At 70.3% G+C, this 21,724-nt stretch carries 21 protein-coding genes; 13 read left to right on the top strand and 8 right to left on the bottom strand.

The features are described 5' to 3' along the window. The first annotated feature begins 286 nt into the window (after positions 1–286). From ACIBG8_RS53855 to lipA, 5 genes are all read left to right on the top strand, one after another. The gene (locus ACIBG8_RS53855; protein WP_397351220.1) at positions 287–1,171 is read left to right on the top strand and encodes a TIGR01777 family oxidoreductase; all 885 of its coding nucleotides are present in this window, start codon (positions 287–289) and stop codon (positions 1,169–1,171) included. Positions 1,172–1,207: 36 nt separating this feature from the next. Beyond that, on the top strand, positions 1,208–1,948 hold the full coding sequence (locus tag ACIBG8_RS53850) for a Type 1 glutamine amidotransferase-like domain-containing protein (RefSeq protein WP_397351219.1): 741 nt from the start codon (positions 1,208–1,210) through the stop codon (positions 1,946–1,948). Positions 1,949–2,558: 610 nt separating this feature from the next. Then, positions 2,559–3,266, top strand: a complete 708-nt coding sequence (gene lipB / locus ACIBG8_RS53845) for a lipoyl(octanoyl) transferase LipB (protein ID WP_397351218.1) — start codon at positions 2,559–2,561, stop codon at positions 3,264–3,266. Positions 3,267–3,297: 31 nt separating this feature from the next. Continuing rightward, positions 3,298–4,251: a hypothetical protein gene (locus ACIBG8_RS53840; protein WP_397351217.1), complete on the top strand. Its 954-nt coding sequence runs from the start codon at positions 3,298–3,300 to the stop codon at positions 4,249–4,251. Between the two features lie 270 nt (positions 4,252–4,521). Next, a complete protein-coding gene (lipA, locus tag ACIBG8_RS53835; protein WP_397351216.1) occupies positions 4,522–5,454 on the top strand; it encodes a lipoyl synthase in 933 nt (310 codons plus the stop codon). 57 nt (positions 5,455–5,511) lie between these two features. Here the strand turns inward: lipA and ACIBG8_RS53830 are convergent, their stop codons facing one another. Then, a complete protein-coding gene (locus ACIBG8_RS53830) occupies positions 5,512–6,264 on the bottom strand; it encodes a glycerophosphodiester phosphodiesterase (RefSeq protein WP_397351215.1) in 753 nt (250 codons plus the stop codon). 195 nt (positions 6,265–6,459) lie between these two features. Here ACIBG8_RS53830 and ACIBG8_RS53825 point away from each other — a divergent pair, with 195 nt between their 5' ends. After that, positions 6,460–8,736: a beta-glucosidase gene (locus ACIBG8_RS53825; protein WP_397351227.1), complete on the top strand. Its 2,277-nt coding sequence runs from the start codon at positions 6,460–6,462 to the stop codon at positions 8,734–8,736. Positions 8,737–8,755: 19 nt separating this feature from the next. Here ACIBG8_RS53825 and ACIBG8_RS53820 read toward each other — a convergent pair whose 3' ends face one another. Next, on the bottom strand, positions 8,756–9,199 hold the full coding sequence (locus ACIBG8_RS53820; RefSeq protein WP_397351214.1) for a hypothetical protein: 444 nt from the start codon (positions 9,197–9,199) through the stop codon (positions 8,756–8,758). Between the two features lie 97 nt (positions 9,200–9,296). On the opposite strand from ACIBG8_RS53820, the gene ACIBG8_RS53815 reads away from it, so the two are divergent. After that, positions 9,297–9,998, top strand: a complete 702-nt coding sequence (locus ACIBG8_RS53815; protein ID WP_397351213.1) for a DUF4191 domain-containing protein — start codon at positions 9,297–9,299, stop codon at positions 9,996–9,998. Then, positions 9,995–10,753 carry a class I SAM-dependent methyltransferase gene (locus ACIBG8_RS53810; protein WP_397351212.1) on the top strand — a complete coding sequence of 253 codons (759 nt, stop codon included), beginning with the start codon at positions 9,995–9,997 and terminating at the stop codon, positions 10,751–10,753. The genes ACIBG8_RS53815 and ACIBG8_RS53810 overlap by 4 nt, the downstream gene beginning before the upstream one ends. Here the strand turns inward: ACIBG8_RS53810 and ACIBG8_RS53805 are convergent. The 4 genes from ACIBG8_RS53805 to ACIBG8_RS53790 all read right to left on the bottom strand — a co-directional run bounded on the left by ACIBG8_RS53805 (position 10,737) and on the right by ACIBG8_RS53790 (position 15,383). Then, positions 10,737–11,657: a hypothetical protein gene (locus ACIBG8_RS53805; protein ID WP_397351211.1), complete on the bottom strand. Its 921-nt coding sequence runs from the start codon at positions 11,655–11,657 to the stop codon at positions 10,737–10,739. The two genes, ACIBG8_RS53810 and ACIBG8_RS53805, sit on opposite strands and share 17 nt — an antisense overlap. Continuing rightward, entirely contained in the window at positions 11,657–12,253 is a 597-nt protein-coding gene (locus ACIBG8_RS53800; protein ID WP_397351210.1) for a TetR/AcrR family transcriptional regulator, read from the bottom strand. Before ACIBG8_RS53800 ends, ACIBG8_RS53805 begins: the two co-directional genes overlap by 1 nt. A 54-nt stretch (positions 12,254–12,307) precedes the next feature. Then, a complete protein-coding gene (locus tag ACIBG8_RS53795; protein WP_397351209.1) occupies positions 12,308–14,830 on the bottom strand; it encodes an alkaline phosphatase family protein in 2,523 nt (840 codons plus the stop codon). Positions 14,831–14,915: 85 nt separating this feature from the next. Further along, positions 14,916–15,383, bottom strand: a complete 468-nt coding sequence (locus tag ACIBG8_RS53790; protein WP_397351208.1) for an RDD family protein — start codon at positions 15,381–15,383, stop codon at positions 14,916–14,918. 89 nt (positions 15,384–15,472) lie between these two features. Here ACIBG8_RS53790 and ACIBG8_RS53785 point away from each other — a divergent pair, with 89 nt between their 5' ends. Continuing rightward, entirely contained in the window at positions 15,473–15,754 is a 282-nt protein-coding gene (locus ACIBG8_RS53785; protein ID WP_397351207.1) for a hypothetical protein, read from the top strand. Between the two features lie 189 nt (positions 15,755–15,943). Then, entirely contained in the window at positions 15,944–17,368 is a 1,425-nt protein-coding gene (glnA, locus tag ACIBG8_RS53780; RefSeq protein ID WP_397351206.1) for a type I glutamate--ammonia ligase, read from the top strand. On the opposite strand, the gene ACIBG8_RS53775 is transcribed toward glnA, so the two are convergent. Further along, positions 17,356–18,624 (bottom strand): MFS transporter, encoded by a 1,269-nt coding sequence (locus ACIBG8_RS53775; protein WP_397351205.1) that lies wholly within the window; start codon positions 18,622–18,624, stop codon positions 17,356–17,358. The two genes, glnA and ACIBG8_RS53775, sit on opposite strands and share 13 nt — an antisense overlap. An 83-nt stretch (positions 18,625–18,707) precedes the next feature. Between ACIBG8_RS53775 and ACIBG8_RS53770 the strand changes: the two genes are divergently transcribed. Continuing rightward, on the top strand, positions 18,708–19,535 hold the full coding sequence (locus ACIBG8_RS53770) for a LysR family transcriptional regulator (RefSeq protein WP_397351204.1): 828 nt from the start codon (positions 18,708–18,710) through the stop codon (positions 19,533–19,535). On the opposite strand, the gene ACIBG8_RS53765 is transcribed toward ACIBG8_RS53770, so the two are convergent. Next, positions 19,525–20,004 carry a TetR/AcrR family transcriptional regulator gene (locus ACIBG8_RS53765; RefSeq protein WP_397351203.1) on the bottom strand — a complete coding sequence of 160 codons (480 nt, stop codon included), beginning with the start codon at positions 20,002–20,004 and terminating at the stop codon, positions 19,525–19,527. The two genes, ACIBG8_RS53770 and ACIBG8_RS53765, sit on opposite strands and share 11 nt — an antisense overlap. Positions 20,005–20,092: 88 nt before the next feature. Between ACIBG8_RS53765 and ACIBG8_RS53760 the strand changes: the two genes are divergently transcribed. Then, complete coding sequence (locus ACIBG8_RS53760; RefSeq protein WP_397351202.1) at positions 20,093–20,995, top strand: TIGR03620 family F420-dependent LLM class oxidoreductase; 903 nt, start codon at positions 20,093–20,095, stop codon at positions 20,993–20,995. 46 nt (positions 20,996–21,041) lie between these two features. Continuing rightward, positions 21,042–21,674 (top strand): GPP34 family phosphoprotein, encoded by a 633-nt coding sequence (locus ACIBG8_RS53755; RefSeq protein ID WP_397351201.1) that lies wholly within the window; start codon positions 21,042–21,044, stop codon positions 21,672–21,674. Positions 21,675–21,724 lie beyond the last annotated feature (50 nt).

Genomic DNA, 21,724 nt, shown 5'->3' with positions numbered 1-21,724 from the left:
GGGGGGGGGGGGGGGGGGGGGGGGGGGGGGGGGGGGGGGGGGGGGGGGGGGGGGGCGGGGGGGGGGGGGGGGGGGGGGGGGGGGGGGGGCCGGGCGCCCCGGGGGGGGGGGGGGGGGGGGGGGGGGGGGGGCCGCCCCCCCCCCCCCCCCCTTCTTAGGCTTAAGGGCCTTTTTGGGGGTACGGCGGAGCCGTGGGATCGCCACCCGCCGTCGCTGGTTTCCGGCCTCTTTCATGGCACGCGCCTGTCGTGGTGCCCGCCGCGACATCGGGGCGTACGGTTGGGGTATGGCGATCTTTGTCAGCGGTGCATCCGGGTTGCTGGGGAGCGCGTTGAGTGCCGCGCTGCGGGCCGAGGGTGAGCGGGTGGTCGCCCTGGTCCGGCGGCCCGTGCGCGGCGAGGACGAGGTGTTCTGGGATCCGGCCGCCGGATCGCTCGATCCGTCCGCGCTCGAGGGCGCTACCGGGGTCGTGCACCTGGCCGGGGCGGGCGTCGGGGATCGGCGGTGGACCAGCGCCTACAAGCGCGAGATCGTGATGAGCCGGGTCAACGGCACCAGGACGCTCGTCGGGGCGCTCACGCAGCTCAAGGAGCCGCCCGAGGTGTTCGTGAGCGCCTCTGGGCAGGACTTCTACGGTGACACCGGCGACCGGGTCATCGACGAGAGCGCGCCCAAGGGCAGCGGGTTCCTGGCCGACCTGTGCGAGGTGTGGGAGAGCGAGGCGGCCAAGTCGCCCTGCAGGAACGTGCAGCTGCGTACCTCGCTGGTGCTGTCGGGCTCCGGCGGGGCGCTCGGCAGGATGTTGCCGGTCTTCCGCGTGGGGCTGGGCGCGCCCCTCGGCAGCGGCAGGCAGTACTGGGCGTGGATCGCGGTCGAGGACTGGGTGCGGGCCACCGTACACATCCTGCGGAATCGGGACGTGTCCGGGCCGGTCAACATGGCCAGTACGGAACCCGTCACGAACGCCCGTTTCACCACCGCGCTCGGCAAGGCCATGGGACGTCCCACGATGCCGATCCCGGTGCCCGGGTTCGCGCTGAGCCTCGCGCTGGGCGAGTTCGCCGGGGAGGCGCTGCTGCCCAGCCACCGGCTCCAGCCGAAGAAGCTGGTGGACAGCGGCTACATGTTCCTGCATACCCGCCTCGACGAGGCGCTGTCGGCCGTACTGTAGTTTGCCGTTCGTCCGACACAATGTGGGAGATCCCAAATGAGCAGGTCAGGGCAGTCGCACATCCTCGCCATCGGCGGCGGTTCGTTCCGCCAGAGCCCCCGCTACGGCTTCATGGAGGCCAGCCCGCTGTTGCGGTACGCGCTCGACCTGACCGGGCAGGACCGCCCCAAGCTGGGTCTGCTCGCGACGGCGACGGGTGACGACGCCGACTGGCTGCTCAAGATGTACGGGGCGTTCGCGGGGTGGGATGTCGAGCTGAGCCATTTGACGGTCTTCCCGATGCCCAACGTGGAGGACCCGAGGGCGTGGATCCTCGAGCAGGACATGATCTACGTCAGCGGTGGCAGCGTGGCCAACCTGGCGGCGCTGTGGCGGCTGCACGGGCTTGACGAGGCGTTCGAGGAGGCGTGGAAGCAGGGCGTGGTGCTGTCGGGGCAGAGCGCCGGGGCGCTGTGCTGGCACGTCGGCGGGAACACGGACTCCTTCGGCCCCTCGCTGCGCCCGTGGTCGGACGGTCTGGGGCTGCTCCCCTACTCCTGCGGCGTCCATTACAACTCCGACGACCAGCGCCGGACGCTGCTGCAGGCGTCGGTGGCGAGCGGCGAGCTTCCGGACGGGTATGCGGCCGACGAGGGCGTGGGGCTGCATTACGTGGGCACGGACTTCATCCAGGCGGTGACGGTGGACCCGGCCGGGTATGCGTACAAGCTGGAGCACGACGGGGCGGACGGCGTCAAGGAGTTCCGCATCGAACCCCGCCTCCTCTCCCACTCCTGACCCTCCCGCTCAGGACTCCAAGCGTCCATCCACGGGATCCACAGGAGCTAGACGGAGGGTTCACGCGACCCTCACTGGCGGGGACTCTCAGGCGCCGGGTCGGCGGGACGGTGTACGGCGGAGCCCGGCGCAATGCGTGCGGCGCCCAACCGAGGGCAACGCGGGGGGGCCAACGTGGGGGCAGGCGGGGCCACACTCGGGGTCACGCGGGGAGCCACGTTCGGGGCCAGGCGGGGACTCGCGCTCGGGGCCACGCGGGGGCCACACGAGGTCCGCGGGGCGCCGCGGTCCCACGCAGGGTCCCACGTGGGGCCCTCACCGGCGCCACCTCCAAGCGCCGGGTCGGCGAGAAGGTGTACGGCGGAGCTCGGCGCGATGTGTGCGGCGCCCAACCGGGCGACCGCACCGCCGAGCCTCCCCATGCGAAGAGCCCCGGACGCGCGAACGCACCGATGTGACGGCGAGCAAACCACGGCAGACCGAGTGCCATGACGCACGGACGGAAACCCACGACGGCGGGTGGCTGTCCCCTGGCGCCAGCCGTACACAAGCAAGTGACCGTAAAGCATCAACGTAACCAACCAGCAGACCGCTGATTTACCCTTGATGCGTGCACTCTGACCCCACGCGTCTCGCGATCGTCCGCCTAGGCGTCGACGTTCCCTATGAGCAGGCCTGGGCGCTTCAGAAGCGATTGCACGCCAAACGCGCAGAAGGCCTGCTGGGCGACACCGTCCTCATCCTCGAGCACGCCCCCGTCTACACCGCCGGCCGCCGCACCGCCCCCCACGAGCGTCCCGCCGACGGCACCCCCGTCGTCGACGTCGACCGTGGCGGCCGCATCACCTGGCACGGCCCCGGCCAGCTCGTCGCCTACCCCATCGTGGCCGTCGACGACGTCCCTGCCTACGTCCGCCGCCTGGAAGAGGCGATGGTCCACATCTGCGCGGACTTCGGCGTCACCGCCCGCCGCATCGTGGCGCGCGGCGGCGTCTGGGCGACCGGCGACCCCGCGCTCGGCCTCCCCGACCGTTCGCTCGGCGCCGTCGGCATCAGGGTGCTGCGCGGCGTGGCCATGCACGGGCTGGCGCTCAACTGCGCCAACGACCCGCGCTGGTTCAACAGGATCGTCCCGTGCGGCATCCCCGACGCGGGCGTCTCTTCGCTCTCGGCGGAGACCGGCCGCCGCATCGTGGTCGAGGAGGTCATGCCGATCGCGGAGAAGCGGCTGGCCGAATCGCTGGAGCGCGAGCCGTACGAACTGCATGAAGAGGACCTACTAGCCCAGGTAACCGAATCGGCACACAATCGCCGCTGATCCGTAGGCACCGCCTTCTTACGCTCCAGGGGTGAAGCGGATCGCGGCCGTCGTGCTCGCACTCGCCATCCACGCCCTGACCCTGGCGTTCGTCGTCGGGGGCGGCTGGCTGATCGTCGCCCATCACGACTTCCTGCCCGCCTGGCTCGTCGGCGGCTTCCTGCTGGCCATCGGCGTCGCGTTGCGCCCCCGCCTGGGCCGCCTGCCCGACGAGGCCGAGGTCCTGCCCCGCGGGGAGGCCCCCGAGCTGTACGGCATGGCGGAACGGGTCGCGAGCGCCATGGGCGTCCGCCGCCCGGCCAGGATCGCGGTCATGGACCTGCTGGTCGGCGCCCGCTACGAGCGGATCGGCCCGTTCAGGACCCCGGTCGTCACGATCGGCCTTCCCCCCTGGCTCGCCCTGGCCCCGAGGCAGCGCGCCGCGCTGCTGGCCAAGGCGTGCGCGGCGGCCAAGGACAGCGACGGGCTGATCGTCGAGGGCGCGCGGGCCACGCTGAACGAGTGGCGCCAGTCCCTGTTCGGCGCCGAGCCGTTGACCAAGCGGGAGGAGGCGCAGGTGCAGATCGCCACCTCGCTGGGCGCCCTGGCTCCCAACAGCAGTTACGAGGCGGCCGGGTTCCTGGGCAGGATCCTGGGCCGCGTGCTCGGCTGGCCGGTGATCCTCGCGGAACACGCCCTGACCAGGCTGACCAGCGGGAAGCCCCAGCCGGTCATCACGGCCGTTCCGGCGGCCGAGCTGGAGGAGCTGGAGGAGCTGATGTCGACGGGCCGCTACCTGGCCCCGATGCAGGCGGCGGTGCTGCGCGGCGAGAGCGTGGCGACGATCAGGCAGGACGCCCTGACCCGCGCCCGCCTGAGCGACGACGGCGTCCTCACCTCGGCCCCGGGCTCGGACCTCCTGGGCGCGGCCGAGTCCGCCAGGATCGACGTGGAACTCCACGCCCACTACGTGCGCGCCGTACGCGGCTTCGGCCTGATCTCCTAGCGTCAAGCCTCTGGAGGGAGGAGACGGCCAGAGTCATCACGGGGCTCGCGGTGGGCTGGACGGGTGCGGGCAGCGTCGCCGCCACCCTCACCGAGCAGGGTGAGGCTGCTGTTCGTGACATAAGTGCTCCCCCAGACCGCCACGTGCATGGACCTGACCTGGACGAGCCGGGGTCTCCTCCTGGTCACCGGCAGCTTCGACGGGACCGTCCGCGCGTGGAGCGTCAATATCGGGTCATAGGATGTTCTCGATGGGACGTAAGCTGGGTCCGTGACCGTTGCTCCTGAAGGCCGTAAGCTCCTCCGCCTGGAGGTGCGCAACGCCGAAACCCCTATCGAGCGCAAGCCCCCGTGGATCAAGACCAAGCTGAAGACGGGTCCCGAGTACACCGAGCTGAAATCGCTGGTGCGCCGCGAGGGCCTGCACACGGTCTGTGAAGAGGCGGGCTGTCCCAATATCTACGAGTGCTGGGAAGACCGCGAGGCGACCTTCCTCATCGGCGGTGACCAGTGCACCCGCCGGTGCGACTTCTGCCAGATCGACACGGGCAAGCCCAAGGAGTACGACAAGGACGAGCCGCGCAGGGTCGCCGAGTCTGTCCAGCAGATGGGGCTCAAGTACGCCACGGTGACGGGTGTCGCGCGTGACGACCTGCCCGACGGCGGCGCCTGGCTCTACGCCGAGACCGCGCGTCAGATCCACGCGCTGCTTCCGGGGTGCGGGGTCGAGCTGCTGGTGCCTGACTTCAACGGCAACCGGGAGCAGTTGGAGGAGGTCTTCTCCAGCAAGCCCGAGGTGTTCGCGCACAACGTGGAGACGGTGCCGCGGATCTTCAAGCGGATCCGTCCCGCGTTCCGCTACGAGCGGTCCCTGGGTGTGATCACCACTGCGCGTGAGGCGGGGCTGGTGACGAAGTCGAACCTGATCCTGGGCATGGGTGAGACGCGTGAGGAGGTCAGCGAGGCGATGCGCGACCTGCACGCGGCGGGCACCGACCTGCTGACGATCACGCAGTACCTCCGTCCGACGCCGCGCCACCACCCGGTGGAGCGGTGGGTGAAGCCGGAGGAGTTCGTGGAGCTGCAGGCGGAGGCGGAGGCGATCGGCTTCGCCGGGGTGCTGTCCGGGCCGCTGGTTCGGTCTTCTTACCGGGCTGGGAAGTTGTACAAGCAGGCGATCGAGGCTCGGGCCACGACGAGCTGAGCCGTACACAGGACCTGAGAAAGACCGCACCTGCTCACCGGGGTGCGGTCTTTTCTTTCAGGGCATCAGGTCTGGGCGGTTGGTGATGATGGCGTCCACGCCGTAGGAGATCATGCGGCGCATGGTCGCGGGGTCGTCCACTGTCCAGGCGCGTACCTTCATGCCGTGCTCGTGCACCTTCCGCACGTAATCTCGCGTGACGTCGGCGTACGGCGGGTTGATCTCGTCGGCGTACGCGGACAGAGAGGCGAGGTCCCGTACGGCCGGCGTGCCGAGCAGCCCGATCGGCACCTCCGGCAACGAGCGGTGGAAGACCCGCATCGACCGCCAGCTGAACGACTGCACCACCAGCCGGTCCCCTCCCAGCCAGTACGGGTGCGACCGCAGCACCTGCGCCACCGCGGCCTCCGTGCCCGGTTCCTTGATCTCCAGGAGCAGCCCCAGCCCGCTGCCCGACATCGACTCCAGCGCCTCCTCCAAGGTCGGCACGCGCGAGCCGCGATAGTCGCCGTCGAACCACGAGCCCGCGTCCAGCGAGCGGATCTCGGCGAGCGTGAAGTCGCCGACCCGCCACGGCGACCGTCCGGGATGGACCCGCTCGACGTCGGTGGTCCGTGACAGCGTCGGGTCGTGCATCAGCACGAGGTGGTGGTCGCTGGTTTCCCGCACGTCGAGTTCGAACATGTCGGCGCCCTGCCCGGCGGCGAGCTCGAAGGCGGCGATGGTGTTCTCCGGCGCGTAGGCGGACGCCCCCCGGTGGGCGACGACGAGGGTGATCAGAGTGGTGATGACGCTGATGGCCAGTCGCATGCCCTCGAATCTGACACACGCACATGACCGTGAGTTGAGCATCTGTCAACGTTCGGATGCCATCTTTGCGTAACGCAAAGGTAACAAACCTACCGAATACTTAGTTTCTCGGGTCAAACTGAGCAGGTGGACTTCGACGAACTCATCTCCCAGCTGGACCTCACCACCAAGATCCGCCTGCTCACCGGCGCGGACATGTGGTCTCTCACCGCCATCCCCGAGATCGGCCTCGACCGCCTCGTGATGAGCGACGGCCCGATCGGCGTGCGCGGCGAGCAGTGGAGCTCGGCCGACCCCTCGATCGCGCTCCCCAGCCCCACGGCGCTCGCCGCCACCTGGGACACCGGCCTCGTGCGCCAGGTGGGCCGCCTGCTGGCCCAGGAGGCGCGGCGCAAGGGTGTCCACGTGCTGCTCGCCCCCACGATCAACCTGCACAGGTCACCCCTGGGCGGCCGCCACTTCGAGTGCTTCTCGGAGGACCCGCTGCTGACCGGCGAGCTCGGCGCCGCCTACGTCGAGGGCGTCCAGGAGGGCGGCGTGGCCACCACGCCCAAGCACTTCGTGGCCAACGACTTCGAGACCGACCGGTTCACCGTGAACGTCAAGGTGACCGACAAGGTGCTGCGCGAGGTGTACCTGCGGCCGTTCGAGCGGGTCACCAAGGCGGGCGCCTGGGGCATGATGACGGCCTACAACAGCGTGAACGGCCCGACCATGACGGAGCACACCGACCTGGTCAACGGCGTGCTGAAGGACGAGTGGGGCTTCGACGGCTACGTCGTGTCCGACTGGACGGCCGTACGGTCAACGGAGGCGGCGGCGCTGGGCGGCACCGACGTGGCGATGCCGGGACCGAACGGGCCGTGGGGCGACAAGCTGGAGGAGGCGGTGCGCGAGGGCCGCGTCGCCGAGTCCGTGATCGACGACAAGGTGCGCCGCGTCCTCCGTCTGGCCTCGCGCACCGGCGCGCTCGGGGGCGGCCGGAAGGAGCATGCCGAGATCGACGGGATCGCGCTGGCCCGCGAGGTGGCCGCACGATCGTTCACGCTCCTCAAGAACGACGGCGTGCTCCCCTTCGACGGGGTGAACAGCATCGCCCTCATCGGCTCCGCGGCGGCCGAGGCCAGGATCATGGGCGGCGGCAGCGCCCAGGTATTCCCCGACCGCACGGTCTCCCCGCTGGAGGGGCTGCGCGAGCGCAGCGCCGAGGTCACCTACGCGCTCGGCACCGACCCGCGCCTGCGGCTGGCCCCGGTCGCCGCAGACACCCGCGCGCTCTTCCTGGACGCCGACGGCGAGGTGCTGGCCGAGCACCCGCTGCCCGTCACCGAGGCGCGCTGGGTGGGCCAGGCGCCGAGCGACGTCGACGTGGAACGGCTGGCCGCGGTCGAGATCCGCGCCTCCTACACCGCCGAGACCGCGGGCGAGCACCAGTTCTCCATCGCCGGGGTGGGGCGCTACACGCTGACCGCCGGTGGCGAGACGATCTTCGACGACGACATCGTGCCCGCGGGGGACGACCCGGCGGTCGCGTTCCTGCACGCGCCGGAGAAGCGCTTCCCGCTCACCCTGAACGAGGGGCAGACCGTCGAGCTGTCGCTGCGCCAGCACTCGGTGGCCAGCTTCAACGGCATGGTGCTCATCATGTTCACGCTCGGCCACGCCAACCCGACGGCCGGCGAGGACGAGCTGATCGCCGAGGCCGTGCGCGTCGCAGCGGCGAGCGACGTGGCCGTCGTGGTGGCCTCGACCACGCTGGAGGTGGAGAGCGAGGGCTTCGACCGCAAGGACCTCAAGCTGCCGGGCCGCCAGGACGAGCTCATCGCCGCGGTCGCCGCCGCCAACCCGCGCACGATCGTCGTGGTCAACGCCGGGTCGCCGGTGGAGATGCCGTGGGCCTCCGAGGTGGCGGCCGTGCTGCTGACGTGGTTCCCGGGGCAGGAGGCGGGGCTGGCGCTGGCTGACGTGCTGTACGGCGACGCGGAGCCGGGTGGGCGCCTGCCCACGACGTGGCCGGTGCGGCTGGAGGACAGCCCGGTCGTCGACGTCACCCCCGTGGACGGGGCCGTGGCGTACGACGAAGGGGTGTTCATCGGGTACCGGGGCTGGGAGAAGGCGGGCCGTACGCCCGCGTACTGGTTCGGGCACGGGCTCGGCTACACCACCTGGAGCTACGACGCCCTGGAGGCGAGCGCGACGTCCGCCACCGTCTCGGTCACCAACACCGGCACGCGAAGGGGCCGCGAGGTCGTGCAGGTCTACCTGACGCCCGCCGACGGCGTGACCAGGCTGGCCGGGTTCGACGTCGTGGAGGCCGGGCCCGGTGAGACGGTCGTCACGACCGTGTTCCTGGCCGAGCGCGACTTCCAGGAGTGGGGTGCGAGCGGCTGGCAGACCGTGACCGGCGAGTACACGGTCGAGGCGGGTCGCAACTACGCCGACCGCCCGTTGGCGACCACCGTCAAGCTCTAGCAGGTACGGCGGCGCGGACCTACTCCGCGCCGCCGCTCAGCTCGCTCACCCGGCAGTTCACCCCGTTGAGGAACCGGCTCGCCTCGCCGCCCGAGTTGAGGGCCGTCACGGTGAAGGGCGTTGCGACGCCCGGCTTGGCCGCCTTGACCGTCGCACTGTCCCCGGTGCCGATCATCTCGCCTTCGAAGTCCACGGAGACGGTGAAGTCCTGGGTCTCGTTGCTCGCGTTGACGAAGGTGCCCGACGCCTTGAGCTCGACCCCGCCATCCGCGCGCTTCGCCGCCGAGCAGGCGGTCATCGCGGTGCCCTCCATCGGGGGATCCTGCGACGACGACGCGCTCGGAAGCGCCACCCACGACCACGCGACGGCGGCCACCACCAGGCCGCCTGCCACGCCGAACAACACGGCCGCGAAGATCGCCAGCGGGGCGCGCCAGCCGACGCGCAGGAGAGTCTCGTTCACGGATGCAGAAGATACCTGCCCGTCTGACCGATTCGGCCTGCCGTACCCGCAGGTCACGTTTTCCTTTCTTGGCCTCCGCCTTTGTATCCTTCAAGGCATGGCGAAGTCCGTGGACCCAGAGAAGCCGGGGCGCATCAAGCAGCTCCGCATGATCGCGCAGATCATTCAGCAGGCCAACCCCAAGGGAATGCCGATCGTTTTCCTGTCGGCGGTGGGCGCGCTTGCCGTGGTCATCGTGATCGGCCTGGTCACGGGCTATCTCGGCGGTTCGATCATCGAGACCGTGATGACGATCCTGCTGGCGATCATGGTCGGTGTGACCGTCGGGCTCGTGGTGTTCGGCCAGCTCGCGCAGAAGGCGCAGTACAACATGCTGGACGGCCAGACCGGCGCGGCCGCGGCGGTGCTGCAGGGCATGCGCGGCAACTGGTCGGTCACCCCGGCCATCGCGGTCAACCGCGACCAGGACCTCGTGCACATGGTCGTCGGCCTGCCCGGCGTGATCCTCGTGTCCGAGGGGCCGGGCAGCCGGGTGCAGAAGATGCTCGTCGCGGAGAAGAAGCGGGTCGCCCGCGTCGTGCTCGGCATCGAGATCTACGACATCCAGTGCGGCGACGGCGAGGGCCAGGTGCCGCTGGCGAAGCTGCAGCGCCACATCATGAAGCTGCCGCGCAACCTGAAGAAGGACGCGCTCAACGAGATCAAGGACAGGCTGCGTTCGCTGCCGAAGAACATGCCGCTGCCCAAGGGCCCGATGCCCAAGGGCGCCCGCATGCCGCGCGGCCCGAAGATGCGTTGAACCTCTCGTCCAAGGCCAACCGCCACTGGTGGGACGGCAACGCCGACGAGTACCAGGTCGAGCACGGCGACTTCCTGCGTGACACCGGTTTCGTCTGGTGTCCCGAGGGGGTCGACGAGGCCTCGGCCGGGCTGCTCGGCGACGTGCGCGGCCGGTCGGTGCTGGAGATCGGGTGCGGCGCCGCGCAGTGCGCGCGGTGGCTGGTCACGCAGGGGGCGCGGGTCGCCGCCTTCGACATCTCGCACCGCCAGCTCCGCCACTCCCAGCGCATCGACCTCGACACCGGCACCCACGTGCCCGTGGTGCAGGCGGACGCCGAGGTGCTGCCGTTCCGCGACGCCGCGTTCGACGTGGCCTGCTCGGCGTTCGGCGCGCTGCCGTTCGTGGCCGATCCGCTGGCCGTGCTCGCCGAGGTGCGCCGGGTGCTCCGTACCGGGGGCAGGTTCGTCTTCTCGGTCAGCCACCCGATCAGGTGGGCGTTCCCCGACGACCCCGGCCCGCGCGGGCTGACGTCCGACCGGTCCTATTTCGACCGCACCCCCTACACCGAGTCCGACGAGTACGGCACGCCGACCTATGTCGAGCACCATCGCACGATGGGCGACTGGGTGGGCCTGGTCGCGGCGTCGGGGATGCGCCTGGAGTCGCTGCTGGAGCCGGAGTGGCCGGACGGCCACGACCGCGTATGGGGCGGTTGGAGCCCGCTGCGCGGCCGTCACCTGCCGGGCACGGCCATCTTCAGCTGTAGCGCGTAGCGATGGTGTGGAACACCTGCTTGGGCTCCCACCGGGTGTCGTCGAGCATCCTGACCGCGCCGTAGGACTTCAGGTCGTCGTCGCCGAGGGCCCCGAACGCGGCGAAGGTGAACCACAGGGCGGTGTCGACGCCCTCCTCCTCGAAGACGTCGAACAGCTCGGTGAAGTAACGCACCTGCTCGGCCTCGTCGCGCACGGCGTCCGCCGGTGGCCGCCACGCCATGCCGCCCAGCTCGCCCGCGCCCCGGTAGGCGCAGGTCCCGAACTCGGTCACCGCGACGGGCTTGCCGTGCTTGAAGTGCTCGCGCAGCTCCTCGCGGAAGCGGTCGCGGTTGTAGGCGGCCCGGTAGGCGTCGACGCCGACCAGGTCGAACGGCGCCCAGTCGATGAACTCCCACGGCCCGGAGGCGTAGGTGACGCGGCCGTCGAAGAGCTTCCGCACGCGTGCGGCCATCTCCCCCAGGTAGCCGTTGAAGGTCCGCATGACGGGCTCGATCTGCCCCCAGAACTCCGGCTTGGAGAGGTTCTCCAGCCGCGCGAGGTAGTTCTCGCCCGGCATGTACCCGGCGCAGAACGCGCTGGTCTCGCACCCGGCCACGAACACGACCTCGCCGGCGACCGCCGCGGCCCGCTCCGCGCACTCCGCGATCATGTCCGACGTCTCGGCCGGCCCCAGATCCACGGGAAAGGGCGCGAACCACACCTCGAGCCCCAGCCTCGCCGCCTCCTCCGCCGCGACCGTGAGCCGCTCCGGCGACCCACCTGAGATCCGTACGGCGGAGCAGTGCAGGTCGGCGGCGATGGCCCGCATGTCCCCCGCGACCGTCTCCCGGTCGAACACCTTGCGGCTGAGCTCCTCGCCGGGCAGGAACCCGGTGTCGTAGTTGATCCCTCGTGCGCGCATCACTGCCTCCTGAAATGGTCACGGAATCCGTGTTCGAGCAGGTCGAAGGCGAGCTCCACGTCGTCGCCGAGCCGGGCCCGCACCTCGCCGACCGGCATCCCCTCCGACAGCCGCAGGAAGAACGCCTCCTGCAGCGCCAGGACGGTCGAGGAGATCGCGGCCGCCATCACCTCGGCGACCAGCCCCTCCCCCAGCGCCCTGGCCAGGGCGGAGCGCTGGACGTAGTGGATGCGGCTGACCCCGGCGACGAGCTCGGGCGTCTCGAAGATCACCTTCATCCTGGTGGCGAGCTCGGCGGGGTCGAACTCCACCAGCTCCTCCCCCAGCGCCCTGAGATAGGCGCGCACGGCGTCGAGCGGGGTCTGCCCTGGCTCGCGCCGCGCGACGGCTCCGGCGAAGTCGTCGTTGTCCACCGGGCCCAGGACCAGCGACTCCTTGGTGGGGAAGTAGGTGAACAGGGTCACCTTGGCGACGCCCGCCGCCTCGGCGATCTCGTTGACCGTCACCGCGTCGTAGCCCCGCTCGGCGAAGAGGTCCAGCGCCGTCCGCTCGATGCGGCAGCGGGTCTCCGCCTTCTTGCGCTCTCTCAGGCCCATGGCAGCGAGAATAACCGAACCCGGTACGAAAACATACCGGGTTCGGAAATATCGTTACTTGGTGACCGTGACCTCCGTGACCGTGTCGCCCTCGCGGTAGTGCGTCAGGGACGCGTGCCGTACGCCGGAGAGCTTGACCGTCACGGCGTCCTTGCCCACCGCGGTGACGGTGAGCGAGCAGCGGCCGTCGTTGCCCGTCCAGCAAGCGGCGGGCAGGTCGGCGCTGCCCGGCGTGGGCTTGAGCCAGCTCCCCTGCACCAGCGCGCCGTGGACCGGCCTGCCGTCCAGGTCGGTGACGGTGACGTCGGCGTAGGCCTGCCACGCCTTCCCGGCGCCCGCGCCGATCTGCACCGAGCGCGTGGTCGCCCCGGTCACCGACAGGCCCTTCAGCGGGCGCGAGGCCACCTGGACGTCGTCCACGGCCCAGTACCAGTCGTTGTCGCCCACGTACCGGAAGCGCACCTGCGCCTGCTTCGCCCCCTTGGGCACGGCGAGCTCGGCATGCTCCCGTACGGCGACGCCGTCCGTGTCGTGCGTCTTGACCACCACGGGTGCGCCGCCGTCGAAGGAGACCGACACCTCACCCTTCTGCGCCCGGTCCTGCCGGTAGTGGCTCACGTAGTCGAGGGTCAGCTTCCCGCCCGCGTAGACGGTGTAGGCGGGACTGACCAGCGTCGAGTCGAACGTGCCGGTGAACGGCTTGTCCGCCCACTCGTCGGAGTCCGCCACCGCGAACACGTCGCGCGAGCGCACGTTGCTCTCGCGCTGGTTGCCGCGCTCCGCCCGCGTCCAGAACTCGTCGGTGGCGAAGGACCAGCCGCGCCACTCGGTCACGCCGCCGGCGCCCATCGCGCTGTTGTCGACCGACCAGCCGGTGGGCGGGGTGTGGGTGAAGCCCTTGACCCCTGCCGGGATCCCGCTCTCGTCGACGCGCTCGCCGAGCTGCGGGCGCAGGGTGTCGAACGCGTCCTTGTTCACCGTGTCGAGCGCACGTCCGTCCAGGTCGGCGCGCACGTTCAGGTGCTTGAGCGCGGCGGCGGCCAGGTCGACCAGCTTCACGTCGGTGCGTACGGTGCCCGCCGGGATGCCCTTGCCCTGCGCCAGGACGAAGGTGGCGCGCTCGAACGGGTCGTTGCCGCCGTGCCCGCCGCCCGCCTTGTGGCCGTGGTCCGTACCGGCGAGGATCAGCCAGTCCTCCTGCGCGTAGGTCGGGCGGTTGCGCACGGCCTGCAGGACCTGGCCGATGTAGCCGTCGACGCGGCTGAGCGTCGCCAGGTAGGTGGGACTGTCCGGGCCGACCTCGTGCGCGGTGATGTCGGGCTCGCCGAAGTAGACGAAGGCCGCGTCGGGGTTCTGCTGTCCGAGGTAGCGGCTGGCCGCGTCGGCGATGCGGGCGTCCTCCAGGCGGTAGCCTTTGCTGTCGCCCTCCAGGCCGACGCGGACGTCGACCTTGTCGGAGATGATCGGGCCGCCCGCGAGGGAGGAGGCGATGGGCTCCCAGTCGGCGGCGGCGAAGGTGGAGATCTTCGGATCGGCCTTCTCCATCAACGTCAAGAAGTCCGGATATTTCTCGTAATTCTTGCCGGTGAAGGAATTGTCTTTCACGCCGTGCTTGTCGGGCCAGACGCCGTGGGTGAGCGTCGACCAGCCGGGACCAGAGCTCGTGGCCGCCATGGGCTGGGCGTAGAGCATCGACGGCGCGGTCAGGCCGTTCGCCATGATCGCCTTGAGGTTGGGCGCGTCGGCCGCCTGGACCTTGTCGAGCCTGGTGCCGTCCATGCCGAACACCAGCACCTTGGTCGTGCGCGTGCCGTTCGGGCCCTGGGGCAGCTCGACCGGACCGGTGCCCGGGAGGGGCGGCGCGGGCTCGATCGGGATGGGCTGGTCGGAGACCTTCAGGTCGTCCACGGCCCAGTACCAGTTGTTGCCCGCGTCATACAGCCGCCAGGCCACCTTCACGCTGGTCGCGCCGGCGGGGACGGCGACCGGGAGCGAGTAGTACTCGTTCTCGGCGTCCGCGCCCTTGTTGGCGTCCGTGGCGTCGGGGCCGAGGGTGAGGATCGTGGCCGGCGCGCCGCCGTCGAAGCTGACCGTGACCTGCGCCTTCTGCGGGCCGTCCTGCCGGTAGTGGCTGGCGAAGCCGATGTGCACCTGGCTCAGACCGGACGGCAGGGCGACCGGCTTGGAGGTGAGGGTGGAGTCGAACACGCCCTTGGCGGCCGGTCCGTCCTTGTCGTCCCACTCGTCGGGGTCGGCGACGGCCAGCACGCCCTTGGCCCGGGTGAAGTTGGCGCGGTCCTGGCCGTCGGCCGCCGTCCAGAACGGCAGCGTGGTGAACGACCAGCCCTGCCACTCCGTCATGCCCTTCGGCATCGCCGGGGCCAGGTCCACGCTCCAGCCCTCCGGCGGGGTGTGGGTGAACCCCTTGAGGTCGGCGGGAATGTTCGGCTCGTCGACTTTGGCGGTGAGAGCGCTTTCGAGCTGGTCGAAGTTCTCCGCGTGGAGTTGCGTGGCCACGGCCGGGGAAATCAGGCCGGTGGCCATGCTGAGCAGGGCTAAGCCATTAATGATTCGCACCAGCCGATCTTACGAATAATGGCTGGTATTTCGTCATTCAAGTTATCTATGGCCGCGATAGGCGTTATTCGGAATGTTCACCTAATTACATGCGCACGGTTACCGTGTTCGACACCCGGTCGTGCAGTCCGCGCTGGTCGCGGTCGAAGATCACGGCGGGTACGGCCAGGCAGAGCAGGACCGTGCGCACGAACACGGGCAGCAGCCTGGGGTTGCCGCCGTCCATCGCGGCGACCCTGATGCCCATCAGCCGGTGGCCGAACGTCTGGCCCATCGTGGCGACCAGGAGCAGGTATTGCAGGCCGAAGATCGCCATGGGCACCCACACCTGCCGCGCCACGTCGACGCCCAGGATGAGCTGGGCGATGGCCCAGGTGCAGATCATCCAGTCGATGACCAGCGCGCCGATGCGGCGGCCGAACCTGGCGACGGAACCGCTGCCCTCCTCGGGCAGGCCCAGCCGCTGCCCCGGGTAGCCGAGATCGACGCCCGCCGCCCGCGCTCCGCCGAGCCACGTCTGGGTCCATCTCGGCTGCTGCTCCTGCTTGCTCATACCTCACACGGTATCCGGCGGGTGCGCCGGTCGGGATCGTGACCCAATCGCGCTTCATCCTGGCATTTCTCATCAGCATCATGAGGCACATGTCATTCGGGGACGATCTAGACGAGCGTTTCAACGCGCTCGTGGCGCAGTTCGACGAGGGAGAGCAGCGCCGGATGCGCGAGGCGGCCTCGAAGGCGGCCAAGCAGCACGACAAGCAGGCCAGGAAGCGGGAACCGCGCCGTCGGCGGGACGACTACACCGCCAGGCCCCGCATGTCGGAGCGGCGGTGGAAGGTGTGGCTGGCGGTGTGGCTGGTCATCGCCATCGTGGCCGCCTCCGGCGCCATCGTCGCCGTCCGCCCGGACCTCCTGTCCCCCTGACACGCGCTTGTGAGATCACGGCGCGTCCCTTCTCGCCGTTGCGGCGCCCCGCCACAGCCGCTCGGTGAGCCGCTGGCGGAGCCGTACCAAATGGGCTGCTGCTTAACCCGCGCGAAACAATCGGGATACGGTTCGGAAACGGGTTTCCCCTAACCTCGCGCTGATACCCATCCCCTGGGAGGTTCGAGAGTGTTCAACTCCGCCGACGACGTCCTGAAGTTCATCCGGGACGAAGGGGTGCAGTTCGTCGATGTCAGGTTCACCGACCTGCCGGGGACGACGCACCATTTCACCTTCCCCGTCGAGAACTTCGGCGCCAGTGTCTTCACCGACGGCCTCATGTTCGACGGTTCGTCGATTCGCGGTTTCCAGGCGATCCACGAGTCGGACATGCTGCTGCTGCCCGACCCCACCAGCGCCGTGCTCGACCCGTTCCGCCAGCACAAGACGCTGAACATCAACTTCTTCGTGCACGACCCGCTGACCGGCGAGGCCTACAGCCGCGACCCGCGCAACGTCGCGCGCAAGGCGGAGGAATACCTCAAGGGCACCGGCATCGCCGACACCGTCTACTTCGGCCCTGAGGCCGAGTTCTACATCTTCGACGACGTGCGCTTCGAGACCAACCAGCACTCCTCCTACTACTACGTCGACTCCATCGAGGGCGCCTGGAACACCGGCAAGGCGGCCGAGGGCGGCAACCTGGGCTACAAGCCGCGCTACAAGGGCGGCTACTTCCCCGTCCCGCCGATGGACCACTTCACCGACCTGCGCAGCGAGATGGTGCGCAACCTCATCGAGAGCGGCATCGACGTCGAGATGCAGCACCACGAGGTCGGCACGGCCGGTCAGGCGGAGATCGACTTCAGGTTCGGCACGCTGCTGAAGACGGCCGACAACCTGATGCTCTACAAGTACGTGATCAAGTCGACGGCGCTGGAGTACGGCCACACGGTCACCTTCATGCCGAAGCCGATCTTCGGTGACAACGGCTCGGGCATGCACTGCCACCAGTCGCTGTGGAAGGACGGCTCGCCGCTCTTCTACGACGAGGTCGGCTACGCGGGCCTGTCGGACACCGCGCGCTACTACATCGGCGGCCTGCTCAAGCACGCCCCGTCGCTGCTGGCCTTCACCAACCCGACCGTCAACTCCTACCACCGCCTGGTGCCGGGGTACGAAGCGCCGGTCAACCTGGTCTACAGCCAGCGCAACAGGAGCGCCTGCGTGCGCATCCCGATCACCGGATCCAACCCGAAGGCCAAGCGCATCGAGTTCCGCGTGCCCGACCCTTCGTGCAACCCCTACTTCGCGTTCGCCGCGATGCTGATGGCCGGGCTGGACGGCATCCGCAACAAGATCGAGCCGCCGGAGCCGGTGGACAAGGACCTGTACGAGCTTCCCCCCGAGGAGGCGCGCAACATCCCGCAGGTGCCCGGTTCGCTGTCGGAGGTCCTCGACGCGCTGGAGGCCGACCACGACTACCTCCTCGAGGGCGGCGTCTTCACGCCCGACCTCATCGAGACGTGGATCGCCTACAAGCGCGAGAACGAGGTCGACCCGATCAGGCTGCGCCCGCACCCGCACGAGTTCGAGCTCTACTACGACGTCTGAGCAACGTCCGGCGAAGCGGCCCTGGCGACGGGGCCGCTTCGTCGTGTCACGGCGAAGAGGACGGCCGAGGCGGCGACCAGGATCGCGGCGGGCAGCATGGCGTGGGTCAGCGGGCCGAGGAGGGCGACGCCCAGGGTGGCGCCGGTCTGGCGGGCCGCGTTCAGAACGCCGCCCGCCGTACCCGCCGTGCCCGGGGGTGCGGCGGCGACCGTCCCTGCCACCAGGGCGGGCAGGCAGAAGGACAGGCCGAAGCCCATCACGAGCAGCCAGGGCGCGGTCAGGTCGGTGAGGGCGAGGCCGGTCAGTCCCGCCGCCAGCAGCACCAGGCCGCCCAGGACCGGCCATCGCGGGCCGTAGCGGGCCACGATGCGCCCGGTCAGCACCGGGTTGACCGCCATGGGCAGGGTCAGCGGGAGGAACGCCAGGCCGGTCTGCATCGGCGTCAGGTGCTCGCCCTCCTGGAGCAGCAGGGTGAGGACGAACAGGGCGCCGGAGAAGGCGAAGTTGGCGACCGTCCCCGCGACCAGTTCGGGCCAGGTGGACCGCAGGAGCCCTCCGGGCAGGGCGGGGGCCGCGCTGCGGCGTTCGATCGTCACCAGTACGGCCAGCGCCACGCACGCCGCAGCGGCGGCGAGCCACGACCGGGAGATGGCCGCCTGGGCGAGCAGGCCGAGGAACAGGCAGGCGACCACCTGCCCCGCCCAGAAACTCCGGCGACGCCCGGCGTCCGACACGACGCCCGCGATGGAGAGCAGGCTGATCGCGGCGATCGGCGGGTTCACCAGGAACACCGCGCGCCAGCCGTACAGGTCGACGAGGACCCCGCCCACCAGCGGCCCCGCGGCCAGGGCCGTGCCGGTGACGGCGGCCCACACGCCCATCGCGCGGGCCCTGGCCGGCGGAGCGGGGTAGAGCTGGGCGATCAGCCCCAGCGAGCCGCCCAGGCACAAAGCGCCCGCCACCCCCAGCAAAGCACGCAAACCGATCAACACCGGCAGGGAGGGCGAGATCCCGCACAGCAGGGAGATCACCCCGAAGGACGCCACCCCTATGCGGAACACCCGGGCAGCGCCGTACCGGTCGGCGAGGGAGCCTCCGGTCAGCAACACGGCCGCGAACGCGACGGTGTAGGCGTTCACCGCCCACTGGCGATCGGCCAGCGACCCGCCCAGGGACGGCAGCGCGATGGTCAGCACGGTGGTGTCGAGGAGCACGAGGAAGTAGGCGAGCGAGAGCCCGAAGAGCGATCTGTTCACGACCGCAACCCTCGCCAAAGCTCCGGAGCCACTCAACAGGCGTAACAAGCTGGGGCATTCGGAAAAACCGTATGCTGGTCACCATGGAGTTGCGGCATTTGCGTGGATTCGTGGCGGTGGCTGGCTCCGGGACGGTCATCGGCGCGGCCGAGGCAATCGGCCTCGCGCCCGCCTCGGTGTCGGAGCAGGTGCGCACGCTGGAGCGCTCGCTCGGCGTCAGGCTGTTCGACCGCACCCCGCAGGGCATGCGGCTGACCCCACAGGGCCACGAGCTGCTGAGCCGCGCCCGCGGCCTGCTCGACCACGCGGAGGAGGTACGGCGGGCCGTCACCGGCGAGCGCCTGCGCATGCGGGTCGGCGCGCTGGAGATGCTGACCGCCACCCGCTTCCCCGCCGTGGTGCGACGCCTCAGAGAGCGCAGGCCGGACATCGACCTGGAGGTGCGCTCGCTCCCCCGCCACCTGCTGCTCGGCGAGATCGCGACCGGCGAGCTCGACGCGGGGCTCATGCTCGACGCCGGGCCGCAGCTCGGCGCGCTGGGCTTCACGCCGCCGCGGGACCTGGAGTTCCTGGACGTGGGCGAGGTGGCGCTGGTCATGGTCGAGGCCCCTGAGCGCACGGACCCGACGATGCTGGTGACCTCCGGGCAGTGCTCGGCGCGACTGGCCGCCGACCGGGTGATCGACCCGTCGCTGCCGCGCAGGGAGCTGCCGACCGTCGCGACGGTCCGCGAGTGGGTACGGCAGGGCCTGGGCGTGGCGGTGCTGCCGGACTTCGTGGTCGAGGCGGATCTCGCGTCGGGCGCGCTGAGGCGCATCGCCTTCGACGCGCCGCCCCTGGCCCTCCGCCTGGCCTGGCAACGCGGCCGCGAGGACCGCCTGCGCGACGTCCTCTACGCGCTCAGCGCATGACGCCTTCCAGAGCCAGGTCAAGCAGCCGCTGCGCGCGCGGCGCCTGGGCAAGCCCGGTGATCAGCTGGAACAGGTCGTCCACCTCGACGTCCGCCCGCACCTCGCCCGCCTCCTGAGCCTTGGCCAGTAGTCCCCCGGCCGCCGACCGCAGCAACGCGTGGCAGTCGAGCCCCGACGATGACGCCATCGTGGCCGAGAGCCCGCCATCGGTCTGCGCGTGCACCAGGAAAACCCGCAGCCACTCGGCCAGCGTCATCTCCGACGCCTGCCCGCACAACGTGAGAATGCGCTCCCGAAACACCGCCACCAGCAGCGCCTCCCGCGTCGGAAAGTGCCGGTAGAGCGTCCCTGGCCCGACGCCCGCCCGCCGCGCCACCTCGTTGAGCGACGCGTCGGGCCCCTCCTCGGCGAACACCGCCCGAGCCGTCGTGACCAGATGGTCGTAGTTGCGCTGCGCATCCGCCCGCACCGGAAACCCCCTAGTTGCAAAACCGGAGAACCTCTCCGTATTGTACCAACCGGAGAACCTCTCCGGTTCCAGCGAAAGGGATTGCCCTGTGTACGGAAAAATCGGTATCTGGACCTTCGCCCTCGACCACCAGCCCGCCCCCGCCTTCAAGGACGCGGTGGCCGAGATCGAGGAGCTCGGCTACGGCACCCTCTGGTTCGGCGAAGGCTTCGGCCGCGACACGTTCAGCCAGGCCTGGATGGCGCTCAACGCCTCCGAGCACCTCACGGTCGCCTCAGGCATCGCCAACATCGCCTACCGCGACCCGATCACCACCGCGGCGGCCGAGCGGGCGATCAACGAGGCCCACCCCGGCCGCTACCTCCTGGGCCTCGGCGGCCACCGCGTCACCGACCAGCCCATCCCCATGGACGGCTACGACATCCCGGTCGTCGGCAAGGCCGTGCGGTCCATGACCGCCTACCTCGACGCCATGGACGCCGTCCCCCTCAACGCGCCGGCCGCGAAGGAGCCGCCCCGCCGCGTGCTGGCCGCGCTCGGGCCGAAGATGCTGGCCCTGGCCGCGGAGCGCACGCTGGGCGCGCACCCCTACTTCGTCTCCGTCGACCACACCCGCAGGAGCCGCGAGATCCTGGGCCAGGACGCGTTCCTGGCCGTCGAGCAGGCCGTGGTGCTCGACCACGACGTGGACAGGGCGCGCGAGATCGCCACCCAGCACGTCAAGTTCTACGTGGACCAGGCGCCGCACCAGACCGCCAACGTGCGCAGGCTGGGCTTCGACGAGAGCGAGCTGGCCGGCCCGAGCCGCCGCCTGGTGGACGCCATCGTCGCGTACGGCGACGCCGGTGCGATCGAGAAGCGCGTCCTGGAACACTTCGAGGCCGGGGCCGACCACGTGTGCCTGCAAGTGCTCACCGCCGACCCCACCGAACTGCCCATGCGCCAATGGCAGGAGCTGGCAGGCCTGACGGATGTCACGGGCGGCCGGTGACAACCGCGTCTACCGGCGTGCAAGCGCCACCGGCCACACTCGGACCATGCTGACCATCGCAGAGGAGTTCACCCTCCTGGCCCACGCCGAGCGGGACGGCAGGCCCCTCCTGCCGGACGAGCGCATCGCCCTCCTGCTGGCCGCCGCCCTCCTGTCCGAGCTCGCCGTGGAGGAGCGGATCGAGCTGGACGAGGACGGCGGCGTCCGGGTGATCGACCGCACGAGGGCGGGCGACGAGGAGCTCGACCACGCCCTTGCCCGCCTGTTGGAGCTCCCGCACTCCTGCACCCCGGCCACCTGGTTCGGCATGCTCTACTCCACCCGCCGCCGCGCCCGCCTGCTGAACCGCCTGGCCGAGCGCGGCGCGCTGGTGCGCGAGCCGGGCAGATTCCTGGCCAGAGAGCGTTTTCCCGAAGCGGAGCCGCGCTTCGAGCGGGAGGTCAGAGACCGCATCGCGGCTGCGCTGGACGGCGAGTGGGCCTCGGACAGGACCGTCGCGCTCCTCGCGCTGGCCCACGCGGGCGGCCTGGTCGTACGCCTCTTTCCCGGCGCCGACCTGGGCAGGATCGAGCAGCTCACCCAGGGGGACTGGGTGGGCTCGGCGTTGACGTCCTACTACAGCAAGAGCAAGGGCATGGTGGAGACGTTCATGGAGGCGGTCACCCCGCTCCTTGATTGACAGCGTGTAAACAGCGTGTTCAGATCGGGTTAAGAGAGCGCTCTCTGACT

Source organism: Nonomuraea sp. NPDC050556 (genome assembly GCF_044457355.1).
Taxonomy (GTDB): Bacteria; Actinomycetota; Actinomycetes; order Streptosporangiales; family Streptosporangiaceae; genus Nonomuraea.
This window is presented reverse-complemented; position numbering and strand designations above follow the sequence as displayed.

Bases quoted from the DNA above. Each gene is read 5' to 3' on its own strand.
- ACIBG8_RS53855 (WP_397351220.1), top strand. From the start codon at position 287: ATGGCGATCTTTGTCAGCGGTGCATCCGGGTTGCTGGGGAGCGCGTTG.
- ACIBG8_RS53850 (WP_397351219.1), top strand. From the start codon at position 1,208: ATGAGCAGGTCAGGGCAGTCGCACATCCTCGCCATCGGCGGCGGTTCG.
- ACIBG8_RS53830 (WP_397351215.1), bottom strand. From the start codon at position 6,264: ATGCGACTGGCCATCAGCGTCATCACCACTCTGATCACCCTCGTCGTC.
- ACIBG8_RS53825 (WP_397351227.1), top strand. From the start codon at position 6,460: ATGTGGTCTCTCACCGCCATCCCCGAGATCGGCCTCGACCGCCTCGTG.
- ACIBG8_RS53815 (WP_397351213.1), top strand. From the start codon at position 9,297: ATGGCGAAGTCCGTGGACCCAGAGAAGCCGGGGCGCATCAAGCAGCTC.
- ACIBG8_RS53805 (WP_397351211.1), bottom strand. From the start codon at position 11,657: ATGCGCGCACGAGGGATCAACTACGACACCGGGTTCCTGCCCGGCGAG.
- ACIBG8_RS53800 (WP_397351210.1), bottom strand. From the start codon at position 12,253: ATGGGCCTGAGAGAGCGCAAGAAGGCGGAGACCCGCTGCCGCATCGAG.
- ACIBG8_RS53790 (WP_397351208.1), bottom strand. From the start codon at position 15,383: ATGAGCAAGCAGGAGCAGCAGCCGAGATGGACCCAGACGTGGCTCGGC.
- ACIBG8_RS53785 (WP_397351207.1), top strand. From the start codon at position 15,473: ATGTCATTCGGGGACGATCTAGACGAGCGTTTCAACGCGCTCGTGGCG.
- ACIBG8_RS53770 (WP_397351204.1), top strand. From the start codon at position 18,708: ATGGAGTTGCGGCATTTGCGTGGATTCGTGGCGGTGGCTGGCTCCGGG.
- ACIBG8_RS53755 (WP_397351201.1), top strand. From the start codon at position 21,042: ATGCTGACCATCGCAGAGGAGTTCACCCTCCTGGCCCACGCCGAGCGG.